At 30.8% G+C, this 13,376-nt stretch carries 11 protein-coding genes and 1 pseudogene; 9 read left to right on the top strand and 3 right to left on the bottom strand.

From position 1 onward, the window contains the following. The 3 genes from tpx to HMPREF2647_RS02155 form a co-directional block, all read left to right on the top strand. Nucleotides 1-414, top strand: a 414-nt coding sequence (tpx, locus tag HMPREF2647_RS02165; protein WP_070859457.1) for a thiol peroxidase, incomplete at its 5' end; no start/stop codon positions are given. A gap of 123 nt (nucleotides 415-537) precedes the next feature. Continuing rightward, nucleotides 538-1,485, top strand: a complete 948-nt coding sequence (locus HMPREF2647_RS02160; RefSeq protein ID WP_019835454.1) for a class I SAM-dependent methyltransferase — start codon at nucleotides 538-540, stop codon at nucleotides 1,483-1,485. 82 nt (nucleotides 1,486-1,567) lie between these two features. Then, nucleotides 1,568-2,764, top strand: coding sequence for an acetate kinase (locus tag HMPREF2647_RS02155; protein ID WP_019835453.1), 1,197 nt, complete (start codon nucleotides 1,568-1,570; stop codon nucleotides 2,762-2,764). Nucleotides 2,765-2,945: 181 nt separating this feature from the next. Here the strand turns inward: HMPREF2647_RS02155 and HMPREF2647_RS02150 are convergent, their stop codons facing one another. Next, nucleotides 2,946-3,443 (bottom strand): universal stress protein, encoded by a 498-nt coding sequence (locus HMPREF2647_RS02150; protein WP_048761525.1) that lies wholly within the window; start codon nucleotides 3,441-3,443, stop codon nucleotides 2,946-2,948. Nucleotides 3,444-3,595: 152 nt separating this feature from the next. On the opposite strand from HMPREF2647_RS02150, the gene ald reads away from it, so the two are divergent. After that, the gene (gene ald / locus HMPREF2647_RS02145) at nucleotides 3,596-4,714 is read left to right on the top strand and encodes an alanine dehydrogenase (protein ID WP_049379582.1); all 1,119 of its coding nucleotides are present in this window, start codon (nucleotides 3,596-3,598) and stop codon (nucleotides 4,712-4,714) included. A gap of 88 nt (nucleotides 4,715-4,802) precedes the next feature. Here ald and HMPREF2647_RS02140 read toward each other — a convergent pair whose 3' ends face one another. Continuing rightward, the gene (locus HMPREF2647_RS02140) at nucleotides 4,803-5,858 is read right to left on the bottom strand and encodes a M24 family metallopeptidase (protein ID WP_048679560.1); all 1,056 of its coding nucleotides are present in this window, start codon (nucleotides 5,856-5,858) and stop codon (nucleotides 4,803-4,805) included. Between the two features lie 129 nt (nucleotides 5,859-5,987). Between HMPREF2647_RS02140 and HMPREF2647_RS02135 the strand changes: the two genes are divergently transcribed. Further along, entirely contained in the window at nucleotides 5,988-6,677 is a 690-nt protein-coding gene (locus tag HMPREF2647_RS02135) for a metal-dependent hydrolase (RefSeq protein ID WP_048679563.1), read from the top strand. Nucleotides 6,678-6,735: 58 nt separating this feature from the next. Here the strand turns inward: HMPREF2647_RS02135 and HMPREF2647_RS02130 are convergent, their stop codons facing one another. Next, nucleotides 6,736-7,149, bottom strand: a complete 414-nt coding sequence (locus tag HMPREF2647_RS02130) for a universal stress protein (RefSeq protein ID WP_048679566.1) — start codon at nucleotides 7,147-7,149, stop codon at nucleotides 6,736-6,738. 216 nt (nucleotides 7,150-7,365) lie between these two features. Between HMPREF2647_RS02130 and HMPREF2647_RS02125 the strand changes: the two genes are divergently transcribed. From HMPREF2647_RS02125 to HMPREF2647_RS11420, 4 genes and pseudogenes are all read left to right on the top strand, one after another. Then, nucleotides 7,366-8,664, top strand: a complete 1,299-nt coding sequence (locus HMPREF2647_RS02125) for a DRTGG domain-containing protein (protein WP_048761531.1) — start codon at nucleotides 7,366-7,368, stop codon at nucleotides 8,662-8,664. 30 nt (nucleotides 8,665-8,694) lie between these two features. Further along, nucleotides 8,695-9,633: a DHH family phosphoesterase gene (locus tag HMPREF2647_RS02120; RefSeq protein WP_048761533.1), complete on the top strand. Its 939-nt coding sequence runs from the start codon at nucleotides 8,695-8,697 to the stop codon at nucleotides 9,631-9,633. 20 nt (nucleotides 9,634-9,653) lie between these two features. After that, nucleotides 9,654-12,857, top strand: coding sequence for a DNA polymerase III subunit alpha (locus HMPREF2647_RS02115; RefSeq protein ID WP_070859455.1), 3,204 nt, complete (start codon nucleotides 9,654-9,656; stop codon nucleotides 12,855-12,857). Between the two features lie 251 nt (nucleotides 12,858-13,108). Beyond that, nucleotides 13,109-13,338: pseudogene (locus HMPREF2647_RS11420) on the top strand (NAD-dependent malic enzyme); the annotation flags it as partial. Nucleotides 13,339-13,376: the final 38 nt, after the last annotated feature.

The following is a 13,376-nucleotide window of genomic DNA, read 5'->3' as shown; positions in this document are numbered from 1 at the left end:
AAAGTTTTGGATAATAGTTTAAATGAAGTTACTTTAGATAATTTTAAAGGGCAAAAGAAATTGATTAGTGTTGTTCCTTCTATTGATACTGGCGTATGTGATCAACAAACTCGCAAATTTAATGAAGAAGCTTCTCAAGAAAATGGTGTAGTACTTACAATTTCAGCGGATTTACCTTTCGCTCAAAAAAGATGGTGTGCATCAAATGGTCTAGAAAATGTAATTACGTTAAGTGACCATAAAGATTTATCATTTGGTGAGCATTATGGTGTTGTTATGAAAGAAATGAGATTATTAGCGCGTTCTGTTTTCGTATTAGATGAAAACAATCATGTAGTTTATAAAGAGTTAGTTCAAGAAGGTACTGATTTTCCAAATTTCGAGGCTGCTTTAGAAGCTTATCGTAATATTTAAGTCACTATTAAATGATTAAATTAAAGATATAATACTAATATTGTCCATATGTATTTTAAAATGAATGATTTCGTTTTAAGACATTTGCATTATGGACATTTTTTTATTGGAAAGGAATTGAATATGGCAGAAGAACAAACTATTATGGAAAGATTATTCCGAACTTTAGATGATAAAGCTAAGTCGTTAAATGAAGAAAATGGTCAAAGCTTTATAGAAAATTTAGGTTTAGCAATGGAAGATGTATATCGTAATCAACGTACTCTATTAGAACAAGCAACGCTTCAAGATCGTCGAAAAGCATTTCAATTTGCTTACTTAAGCTTATTACAAGAAGAAAATATTCAGGCAAATCATCAAATTACACCAGATTCTATTGGCTTAATTTTAGGTTTTTTAGTACAAAAATTTATAGAAAATAATAAAGAATTACAGATTGTTGATATTGCAAGTGGAGCTGGTCATTTAAGCGCTACAGTGAATGAAGTATTAAAAGATAGCGAAGTTATGCATCACTTAATTGAAGTAGATCCTGTTTTATCGAGAGTTAGTGTGCATCTAGCGAATTTTTTAGAAATACCGTTTGATGTGTATCCTCAAGATGCGATTATGCCATTACCATTGGAGGAAGCTGATGTGGTTGTTGGAGATTTTCCTATTGGATATTATCCTTTAGATGAACGTAGTAAAGAAATGAAACTTGGATTTGAAGAAGGCCATAGTTATTCACACTTTTTACTCATCGAACAAGCCGTCTATGCTTTAAAACAAAGTGGCTATGCTTTTTTAGTAGTACCTAGTAATATTTTTGAAGATGAACATGTGAAACAGTTACAAAATTTTATTACTACAGAAACTGAAATGCAAGCATTTTTAAACCTTCCTAAAACATTGTTTAAAAATGAAAATGCACGTAAATCAATTTTAATACTACAAAAGAAAAAAGCAAATGAAACTAAGCCTGTAGAAGTGTTATTAGCTAATATTCCGGATTTTAAAAATCCTAATCAATTCCATGGTTTTATTAACGAATTAAATGAGTGGATGGACGCAAATCATTCACAAAAATAAACTGTGATATTCTTGAATTACTTCTGTATTAGTGGTTAAATAGATATGGATATTTAATATATAAATTGGAGGACAATGAATCATGTCTAAATTAGTTTTAGCGATTAATGCGGGAAGTTCTTCTTTAAAGTTCCAACTTATCAGAATGCCTGAAGAAGAATTAGTTACAAAGGGCTTAATTGAGCGTATTGGTATTAAAGATTCAATATTTACTATTGAAGTAAATGGTGAAAAAGTAAAAAGAGTTAAAGATATTAAAGATCATGAAGAGGCAATTAATATCATGTTAGATAGCTTCAAAAAACATGGTATTATTAATGATATTAATGATATTGCTGGTACAGGGCATCGTGTTGTTCATGGTGGAGAATTATTCCCTAAATCTGCTTTAGTCACTGATGAAGTAGAAGAAAAAATTGAGTCATTAAGTGAATTAGCGCCATTACATAATCCTGCAAACTTAATGGGAGTTCGTGCCTTTAGAAAGTTATTACCTAATATTCCACATGTTGTAGTTTTTGATACTTCATTCCATCAAACTATGCCAGAAAGTTCTTATTTGTATAGTTTACCATATAACTATTACGAAGATTTTGGTATTCGTAAATACGGTTTCCATGGTACAAGCCATAAATATGTATCACGTCGTGCGGCTGATATTTTAGAAAAACCTATTGAAGAATTACGTATTATTTCTTGTCATATTGGTAATGGTGCGTCAATTGCTGCAATTGATGGTGGGAAATCTATCGATACATCAATGGGCTTCACTCCATTAGCAGGTGTAACAATGGGTACACGTTCAGGAGATATTGATCCAGCTTTAATTCCATTTATTATGGAAAAAACAGGTAAAACTGCTGATGAAGTTTTAACAGTTTTAAACAAAGAATCTGGATTATTAGGTATCTCTGGTACTTCAAGTGATTTACGTGATTTATTAGGTGAAGCTGCCAATGGCGATGAACGAGCTGAACTTGCTTTAGATATTTTTGCTTCTAGAATTCACAAATACATTGGTTCTTATGCTGCTAGAATGCATGGCGTTGATGTTATTGTCTTCACAGCAGGTGTCGGTGAAAATTCATCACCAATACGTGCTAAAATTTTAGAAGGCTTAGAGTTTATGGGTGTTTATTGGGATCCTAAGAAAAATGAATCTACTCACGGTGAAGAAGCTTTCATAAATTACCCACACTCTCCAGTTAAAGTAATTGTTGTTCCAACTAATGAAGAAGTCATGATTGCAAGAGACACAGTAAAATTCGGTGAATTATAAGATATATTAAAAAAACGATGAGATTAAACTTATCTCATCGTTTTTTAGAATATAACAGGGGAATAGAACAAAAGTCATGTTGAATTTGTTGTCCCACTCTAATGTTGTATCTCTAACATATTAAAGAGGTCTGAGACATAAGGAATTGTCTCAGACCTCTTTATTTACATACATTACTTTATTAAGAAAATTGTTTTCTAAATTCAGGAGTTGCAACTTCAGGTTGGAAATCTTCTGGAATTTCTTCAGTACGCACGACAAGTACATCACATGGTGCATGACGAACGATTGCTTCTGAAACAGAACCAACGATAAATCGTTCTACTGCATTTAATCCTGAAGTACCACACATTATTAAATCGACACCTAATTCATTTGCTAACTTTTTAGGTATAATCGCTTTAGGTGATCCAAATTCTAAACGAGTTTCTACATTTGTAACACCTGCACGTGAAGCAACTTCCTTATAGCCTTTTAAAAGTTCATCAGAAAAACCTTTAGATTTTTCCGTGAATTGAGCATCGTACACTTCATAAGAAGAGTAAGTTCTTGAATCGATAATATTAACAATAGTTAATTGAGCATCATTACGTTTAGCAACGTCTACAGCTTTGTTGAAAGCCCATTCTGCTTCATGTGAACCATCAACTGCGATTAAAATGTTTTTATAAGTTAACATCTTAAGTCCCCCTTAACTTTTCTTAATTCAATTTTAACATAAATTTCTGAATATTTAATATTTATAATTCAACAATTATGTGGACATTGTGTATCTTTGGTGATTGCGCTTTCATTACTTTAGCGTTACCATAAGAAGTGGAGGTGGATGGAATGAAAATCGGTATTCCAAAAGAAATAAAAAATAATGAGAATAGAGTAGGTTTATCACCAAGTGGTATACATGCATTAGTTGAACAAGGACATACAGTACTTGTTGAAACAAACGCAGGTTCTGGTTCATATTTTGAAGACGAAGATTATAAACAGGCTGGTGCAGAAATAGTTAATGATGCAAAAACAACTTGGGATGTAGACATGGTGATTAAAGTAAAAGAACCATTAGAAGAAGAATATAAATATTTCAGAGAAGGTCTTATCTTATTCACATACTTACATCTTGCTAATGAAGAAAAACTTACTCAAGCATTAGTTGATAATAAAGTAGTAAGTATTGCCTACGAAACAGTTCAATTACCAGATCGTTCTTTACCTTTATTAACACCAATGAGTGAAGTTGCAGGACGTATGTCAGCTCAAATTGGTGCAGAATTCTTACAAAAAATTAACGGTGGAATGGGTATTTTACTTGGTGGCGTGCCAGGTGTACCAAAAGGCAAAGTTACTATTATTGGTGGCGGTCAAGCAGGTACAAATGCTGCTAAAATTGCTTTAGGATTAGGTGCAGATGTAACTATTTTAGATGTAAATCCTAAACGTTTAGCGGAATTAGAAGATTTGTTTGACGGTCGTGTTAATACAATAATGTCTAATCCACTTAATATTGAAAATGCAGTTAAAGAAAGTGACTTAGTTATTGGTGCAGTATTAATTCCTGGAGCGAAAGCGCCAAGTTTAGTTACTGAAGATATGATTAAACAAATGAAAGACGGTTCAGTAGTAGTCGACATTGCTATTGACCAAGGTGGGATCTTTGAAACTACTGATAAAATCACGACACATGATGATCCAACTTATGTTAAACATGGTGTTGTACATTATGCAGTAGCGAATATGCCTGGTGCAGTTCCACGTACGTCTACTATTGCTCTTAATAATGCGACTTTACCTTATGCACAGTTACTTGCTAATAAAGGTTATAAAGAGGCATTTAAAGCAAATCAACCTCTGTCATTAGGTTTAAATACGTATAAAGGTTATGTAACTAATAAAGGTGTTGCAGAAGCTTTTGATTTAACTTATACATCTATTGAAGATGCATTAAAAGAATAATCTAAATTAATTCAATAAAAAGCGGAATAGCATTCGTTATGAGTGCCTATTCCGCTTTTTTGATATAAAAGAGAGATTTAATTTTAAATTATTTATTATAATGTGTAAGTACTTCAAACCCAGTATCAGTGACTAAAATATCATCTTCAATTCTGACGCCAGCGACATCAGGCACATAAATGCCAGGTTCAATTGTAATCACCATACCTGCTTCAAGTAAATTTGTATTTGTACTTGATACATCTTGATATTCATGTTCTTCTAAACCGAGTCCATGTCCTAATCGATGAGGGAAGAAATCACCGTAACCCGCTTCTGAAATAATGTCTCTAGCAATTTTATCAATATTTTGTAAAGGGACACCTGGTTTAATTGCTTCAATAGCACTTTGTTCAGCTTTTAATACAATATCATAAATCGTTCTTGCTTCTTTACTTGGTTCACCAAATTTTACAGTTCTTGTCATATCACTACAATAATGATTATAGACTACACCTAAATCAAATAATACATATTCATTCTTAACTAATGTTCGATCTCCAGGTGTACCATGTGGAGATGCAGCATGGTCACCAAATAGTACCATTGTATCGAAACTCATTTCACTGACGCCATATTTTTTAATTTCATTTTCAATATGATTTACAACTTCTCTTTCAGTTACGCCTTCAGATAAAAATGAAACACCAATATCTATACATTTATCTGCAAGTTCAGCAGCTTTTTTTATATTTTTAACTTCATTTTCATCTTTAATATTTCTTAGCTTTTTAATAGTTAAATCGATATCTTCATACACTTTAATGTTAAAGTTATTCGTAAGTTCTCGTTGACGTTTAACAGTGAGATGTTCACTTTCAATTAGTAATTTATCAAATGTATGGGGTGCTAAATCGAAAGGACTCTCAGTATCTAAATAGCCAACAATATTTCCATTAAAAGGTGAATGCTTAACTTCTTCAACTTCCATTTTAGGACAATATAATGTGCATTCACCATTTGAAGTTATAAGTAACGCAAACAATCTTTCATGAGGTTCACTTCTATAACCTGTGAAGTAGAATATATTAAGTGGAGTAGTAATCCATGCTGCATCAGCATTTTTATCTTTTAATGTTGCAATAATTTCGTCTGTTTTAATCATAATACGTATCCTCCTATAGTTTAATCAATTTAATTTTACGTCTAAATAGAAATGAATTCAAAGTGTTTCAAGTTATAAATATAATTATCAGGGTATAATAATAATATTAAAATATAGGAGGTTCTATATATGAAACTTTCATTTCATGGACAGTCAACGATTTATTTTGAAAGTAATGACAAAAAAGTAATTGTTGATCCATTTATTTCTGGTAATGATAAAAGTGATTTAGATGAGCAGACATTAGATGTGGATTATATTATTTTAACGCATGGACATGGTGATCATTTTGGTGATGTAGTTGAATTAGCTAATCGCAATCATGCTACAGTGATTGGTTCTGCAGAAGTACAAGGCTATTTAACAACGTATCATGGAATTGAACACGCACATGGTATGAATATTGGCGGTAAATATCAATTTGATTTCGGTACAGTAAAATTTGTTCAAGCCTTCCACAGTTCAAGTTATACTAATGAAGATGGAATACCTGTTTATTTGGGTATGCCAATGGGCGTTATCATTGAAGCAGAAGGTAAAACAATTTACCATGCAGGAGATACTGGTTTATTTAGCGATATGAAATTAATTGCTGAACGTCATCCAGTAGATGTATGTTTTATTCCTATTGGTGATAATTTTACTATGGGTATTGAAGATGCAAGTTATGCAATAAATGAATTCATTAAACCTAAAATTTCAGTGCCTATTCATTACAATACATTCCCATTAATTGAACAAGATCCACAGAAATTTAAAGAAGCAGTATCTCAAGGAGAAGTACAAATTTTACAACCTGGTGATGAAGTGACATTTTAATGATATATAGAAAAGACGGTAAATATAGCATTTACCGTCTTTTTTTATAAGATTAAAATTATTTAACTATTAAAACAGGGATAGTAGCACGTTTAGCAACTTTATGACTAACACTACCTAAAACAAATTTCTTTTGTTGTTCAGCTTTACGGTTACTTAATACGACAATGTCATATTTACCACTATTTGCATGTTTCACCAATTCATCTTTTGGATTTCCACGAACGATAATTTGATCATAATTGATACCATAATCATCTAAAGTATGACGTGTGTGTTCAAGTCCTTGATCACGACGATGTGTCAATTTTTCGATGTGAGTCCCTCCTTTAATAGAGGCTTGGATGTCTTGTTCACCAATCGCATTCATGATTGTAACAACGGTACCTGGGCCAGCTAATTTTGAAATTTCTTTCAATGCTTTGTCATTTTTTAATTGAGTATCTACACCTAGTAATATGTTTTTATACATAGGTCATCCCTCCTTATATTTAATTATATAATTAGTGATTTAATATTTCCATCAAATTTATATTTTTATTATTTAAATTAACTTCATTTTTATACATTAAAAACAAAATGATACCGATATGTTAGTTTTTGATACTTTTGTCACATTCAAATCGATTTTTATAAATAAAAAAGTTATAATATATTAGACATTGTCTAAAAATGAAGAGGGTTGAAAATGACTAAACATGAACAAATTGTATCTTATATAGAATCATTAAATATAGGACAAAAAATTTCAGTTAGAAAAATAGCCAAAGTAATGAATGTTTCTGAAGGGACTGCTTATAGAGCAATTAAAGATGCTAGTCAACTTGGCTTTGTAACCACCATCGATAGAGTGGGTACAGTTCGGATAGATAAAAAGAGTCGCGAACAAATTGAACATCTTACTTTTCAAGAAATTGTGAATATTATTGAAGGTGACATCATAAGTGGGAAAAATGGTTTAAATAAAACTGTTAGTAAATTTGCAATTGGAGCTATGGAACTAAAAGATGTAGTAAAGTATATTGGAAATCAAACGTTATTGATTGTAGGTAACCGTCCTGAAGTTCAGATGGAAGCATTAAAAAGAGGAAGCGGTATACTTATTACCGGTGGATTTAGTACAGCTCAAAATATTATTGATTATGCAAATAAACAAGAGTTACCTATTATTTCTTCAAATTATGATACATTTTTAGTAGCTAATATCATTAATAGAGCCATGTATAATCAAATGATAAGAAAAGAGATACTTATTGTTGAAGATATCGTAAAACCTATCAATGATATGACGGTAGTGTTTGATGAAATGGGTTTAGAAGACTATATTTCTCGTGCAAAAGTCACAGGACATTCTCGTTTTCCAGTAGTAAATAAAGATTGGAAACTTGTGGGAATTGTAACGAGTAAAGAAATTATTCATATGAACGAAGATGATAAGATTAATAAAGTCATGACAAGACGACCTATCAATGTTGAATTAACAACTACAGTAGCGAGTTGTGCTCATATAATGATTTGGGATGGAATTGAAATTTTACCTGTCACAACAAGAAATAAAAAAGCAATAGGTGTTATTACACGAAATGATGTGTTAAAAGCAATGCAATTAATTGGAAGACAACCTCAAATTGGAGAAACCATTATCGATCAAATTGCCAAACATATCTCAATAAATCATAATGAGACTTCAGTTAAAATTTCACCAGTTTTAACCAACCAATATGGTACGTTGAGTAAAGCAATATGTGTCGCAATTATTGAAGAAACAATTAAACATGAATTGCGTAAGTATAAAAAAGTAGATGTTATGATTGAAAGCTTGAATATCATTTATATTAAAAATGTCGCAATTGAAAGTACGCTTGATGTAAAGTATAACATGTTAGATGTAGGAAGAAATTTTGCTAAATTAGAGGTCACTATGACTTGTAAAAATGAGAAAGTTGCAAATGCAATGATTATATGTCAAATGTTTGAAGGTGTTTAAAATAGTTTTTGAAATTAAAGGAGAAAAGAAATGGTAGAAATTTTTAATAAAATAATGAATGAAATTGATAAATATGAAACTGTTATTATTCATAGACACGTTCGTCCTGATCCAGATGCATATGGTTCACAGTTAGGCTTAAAATATTATTTGCAACGTAAATTTCCAGAAAAGTCTATTTATGCAGTTGGGCAACCAGAATCTTCTTTAGCATTTATAGGGGATTTAGACAGAGTTAGAGATGATATGTATCAAAACGCTCTAGTGATTGTTTGTGACACAGCAAATGCACCTCGTATCGATGATCAAAGATTTAATCAAGGCAAAGATTTAATTAAAATTGATCACCATCCTGCTACTGATCAATATGGCAGAATAAATTATGTAGATACTAATGCAAGTTCAACAAGCGAAATCATTTTTGATTTTATTACACATTTTAATGATATTAATATTATCGATGAATCTGTCGCACGTGTTCTATATTTAGGAATTGTCGGAGACACAGGTCGTTTTTTATTTAGTAATACCACACCACATACTATGAAGGTTGCTAGTCGTTTGCTAGAATTTCCATTTAATCATAATGAGATATTAAATCAATTGGGTGAGAAAGATCCAAAACTTATGCCATTCCAAGGATATATTTTACAAAATTTCCAATTAAGTGAAGATCATCAATATTGCCAAATAAAGATTACTAAAGACGTCCTAAACCAATTTCAAATTGCACCTAACGAAGCATCTCAGTTTGTTAATACCGTAGCGGATATCAAAGGTCTAAAAATATGGATGTTTGGTGTTGATGAAGGTGATCAAATTAGATGTCGATTACGTTCTAAAGGAATTACTATTAATGATATAGCTAATCAATTTGGCGGTGGAGGACATCCAAATGCATCTGGAGTCTCTGTTGAAAATTGGGAACAATTTGAGACTTTAGGTGAAGCCTTACGCCAAAAACTATAAATTACGAAAGGAAGTCATATATGTTTGTACATTTGAATATTCATTCAACATATGATTTATTATATTCAAGTTTAAAAATTAACGATGTTGTATCAAAGGCAAAAGAAAATAGATATCAAGCACTTGCAATTACTGATACGAACGTATTATATGGCTTCCCTAAGTTTTATGACGCATGTGTTAAAGAGGGAATTAAGCCAATATTTGGAATGACTGTAATGGTTTCTGATGAAATTAGCACAATTGAAACAGTATTATTCGCAAAGAATAATGAAGGTCTCCATGCTCTGTATCAACTTTCTTCTGCAATAAATATGAAACAAAAGACTACGATACCCCTAAAATGGCTACAAAAATATAGTTATCATCTTGCTATTGTTTTTAAAGATGCTCATGCGTCTCATCAATCGTTAATTCAAACACTAAAGAATAATGAGTCAGTATTCATAAATCACACAAGTCAATTAGATTTTTCAGACGATAAAATTGTCTTTCTTAATAATGCAAGATATTTAAATCCTGAAGATGCAGATACAATACCTGCATTAAAAGCAATAAAAAACAATACAAAATTGGATTTAGTAAATGATATTAAGGATGCTCATGAATATTTTCCAACTAGTGAAAATATTAAAGCATTTCAATTGTCTGAAAAAATAATAGCTAATACAAAGGCTTTAGCTGATGAGTGTAACGCAGAAATTCAATATCATCAAAATCTATTGCCTAACTTTAAAACCCCTAATCAACAAAGTACTAAATCCTATCTTTTAGAAAAGTTAAAATATAGTCTTAAAGAATTTAAATTAGATAAAGATCAGCGATATATTGACCGATTACATCATGAATATTCAATAATAACGAATATGGGATTCGAAGATTATTTTTTGATAGTGAGCGATTTAATACATTTTGCTAAAACGCATGACGTGATGGTTGGACCTGGACGTGGTTCATCTGCAGGATCTTTAGTCAGTTACTTATTAGGTATCACAACTATTGATCCAATTAAATTTGATTTATTATTCGAGCGCTTTTTAAACCCAGAACGTGTCACTATGCCAGACATTGATATCGATTTTGAGGATACAAGAAGAGAAAAAGTGATTCAGTACGTACAAGAAAAGTATGGTCAATATCACGTATCAGGTATCGTCACTTTTGGTCACCTATTAGCAAGAGCTGTAGCGAGAGATGTAGGCCGTATTATTGGTTTTGACGAAAAAACGTTAAATGAAATATCGAATTTAATTCCACATCAATTAGGTATTACACTAGAAGAAGCCTATCAAAATGAAAAATTTAAAGCATTTGTTCATAAAAGTTATCGTCATGAAAAATGGTTTGAAATTAGTAAAAAACTAGAGGGCTTACCACGTCATACATCTACCCATGCTGCTGGAATAATTATTAATGATAAACCATTGTATGATTTTGCTCCTTTAACAATGGGAGATACAGGTATATTGACTCAATGGACAATGACTGAAGCAGAACGATTAGGTTTATTAAAAATTGACTTTCTTGGTCTTAGAAATTTATCAATTATTCATCAAATTATCACTCAAGTAAAAAAAGATTTAAATCTTGATATCGATATAGAACAAATCCCTTTTAATGATCAAAAAGTATTTAAATTATTATCTCTAGGAAACACTACAGGTATATTTCAATTAGAATCAGAAGGTGTTAGAAGAGTATTGATGGAATTACAGCCTGAACACTTTGAAGACATCGTTGCTGTAACATCATTGTATAGACCTGGTCCAATGCAAGAAATTCCTACATACATATCAAGAAGACATCGTCAAAGTGACATTAAATACTTACATCCTGATTTAGAGCCTATTTTAAAGAAGACGTATGGCGTCATTATTTATCAAGAACAAATCATGCAAATTGCTAGTCAATTCGCTAATTTTAGTTATGGTCAAGCAGATATATTGAGACGTGCAATGAGTAAAAAAAATAGAGCTATTCTAGAAAGTGAACGTCAACACTTTATTGAAGGGGCTGTAAGTAATAATTATGATGCATCAATTAGTGAACGTATTTTCGAACTAATATTAAAGTTTGCGGATTATGGTTTTCCTAGAGCTCATGCAGTGAGTTATTCTAAAATTGCATATATCATGGCTTATTTAAAAGTGCATTATCCTAATTATTTCTACGCGAATATTCTCAGTAATGTTATAGGTAATGAAACCAAAACGGCAATAATAATAGAAGAAGCTAAAACTCAAAGTTTAAATATTTTACCTCCAGATATTAATAAAAGTCATTGGTTTTACAAAGCGACAGAAAAAAATATTTATTTATCGTTGGGCGCAATAAAAGGTGTCGGATATCAAAGCGTCAAATCTATAGTAGACGAACGAATTGAAAATGGATTGTATAAAGACTTTTTTGATTTCACCAGAAGAATTCCTAAAAGAATTAAAACTAGAAAATTATTAGAAGCATTAATATGTGTGGGCGCATTTGATTCATTTGGTAAAACTAGATCAACACTATTATCTACAATTGACGAAGTTATTGATCAAGTTTCGAATGTTGAACAAGATGAATTTTTATTTAATATGTTAACACCAAAGCAATCCTATGAAGATAAAGAGGAATTCAGTGATCAAATCATTAGTGATTATGAAAAAGAATACTTAGGATTTTATATTTCTAACCATCCAGTTGAAAAATTATTTTATATCAAACAATATTTAGGTATTTTTACGATTAAGAATAGTTTAGATTATCAACCTATACTTGTTCAGGTTAATCAATTTAAGCAAATAAGAACAAAAACTGGACAACATATGGCGTTCTTAGTTCTAGATGATGGTAGAACCACTATTGATGGTGTTTTGTTTCCAGATAAGTACAAACAATATGAGACAATGATTCAACAACAAAATGATATTCTAGTCGTTCATGGCAAATTTGAAGAACGAAATCAAAAGAGACAAATTATCATTCAAAATATGGATACAATTAACGACTTTGAAAATAACAAATTATCTCAAGCCAAACAAATAGTGATTAGAAACGTCAATCAATTAGAAGATATTAAATCATTTTTAATAGATCAGACTACACATAACGATTTAGAAGTAGTTTTATTTAATGAAATGCAACAACAAACTCAATCTTTAGGATTTTTACAAAAAGAAATGGAACAAGTCGAAAGGTTTATAAAGATGTTCAAGCCAAGTGACATCAGAATTATATAACTTTTATATGCAAAAAAATTATGATATAGTTAGTTGATGGTTATAAATAAAGAAGAATTAATAATTTTATTGATTTTTTTATCTCTTGATTTAATAACATGTAGCATATAAAAAGATTTTTAAAATTGAACTTAATTGTTACAAAAATCCCTCTTTTCAAAAGTAATTTAATTATAAATCAATTAGAAGTTGATTGAATGTCTTTAAGAGACGATGCATTACAAATGCATAAAGAGAATCAAGGTAAATTAGAAATCAAACCTGATGATGCGAAAGAAGTAGTGCTAAAGTAGTAGGAACGAGACGACCTTATTTTCCAAATCAAGTTAATAAGGTATTAGCTTTTCTAGGTATTTTTAAAGATATCTTAGATATTGAAACTACTCCTTTCGATTAAAGAGTGGCACCATCAGTGACACGAGATTTAACACGATCTGTTATAGAATTAGGTGTTGCATGTATTGAAGTAGATTTCCAATAAGTATATGATAAAACAATGAAGTTAATAGATTTAAAATA

The sequence above is a fragment of the Staphylococcus sp. HMSC035D11 genome, assembly GCF_001836075.1.
In the GTDB taxonomy this organism is placed as follows: domain Bacteria; phylum Bacillota; class Bacilli; order Staphylococcales; family Staphylococcaceae; genus Staphylococcus; species Staphylococcus hominis.
Note: the sequence above shows the minus strand (reverse complement) of the source record. Positions and strands in the feature narration are given on the sequence as shown.

Excerpts from the sequence above, each read along its gene's own strand:
- HMPREF2647_RS02150 (WP_048761525.1), bottom strand. The coding sequence starts at position 3,443 with ATGTTAACTTATAAAAACATTTTAATCGCAGTTGATGGTTCACATGAA.
- HMPREF2647_RS02140 (WP_048679560.1), bottom strand. The coding sequence starts at position 5,858 with ATGATTAAAACAGACGAAATTATTGCAACATTAAAAGATAAAAATGCT.
- HMPREF2647_RS02135 (WP_048679563.1), top strand. The coding sequence starts at position 5,988 with ATGAAACTTTCATTTCATGGACAGTCAACGATTTATTTTGAAAGTAAT.
- HMPREF2647_RS02115 (WP_070859455.1), top strand. The coding sequence starts at position 9,654 with ATGTTTGTACATTTGAATATTCATTCAACATATGATTTATTATATTCA.
- HMPREF2647_RS02125 (WP_048761531.1), top strand. The coding sequence starts at position 7,366 with ATGACTAAACATGAACAAATTGTATCTTATATAGAATCATTAAATATA.
- HMPREF2647_RS02155 (WP_019835453.1), top strand. The coding sequence starts at position 1,568 with ATGTCTAAATTAGTTTTAGCGATTAATGCGGGAAGTTCTTCTTTAAAG.
- HMPREF2647_RS02160 (WP_019835454.1), top strand. The coding sequence starts at position 538 with ATGGCAGAAGAACAAACTATTATGGAAAGATTATTCCGAACTTTAGAT.
- ald (WP_049379582.1), top strand. The coding sequence starts at position 3,596 with ATGAAAATCGGTATTCCAAAAGAAATAAAAAATAATGAGAATAGAGTA.
- HMPREF2647_RS02120 (WP_048761533.1), top strand. The coding sequence starts at position 8,695 with ATGGTAGAAATTTTTAATAAAATAATGAATGAAATTGATAAATATGAA.
- HMPREF2647_RS02130 (WP_048679566.1), bottom strand. The coding sequence starts at position 7,149 with ATGTATAAAAACATATTACTAGGTGTAGATACTCAATTAAAAAATGAC.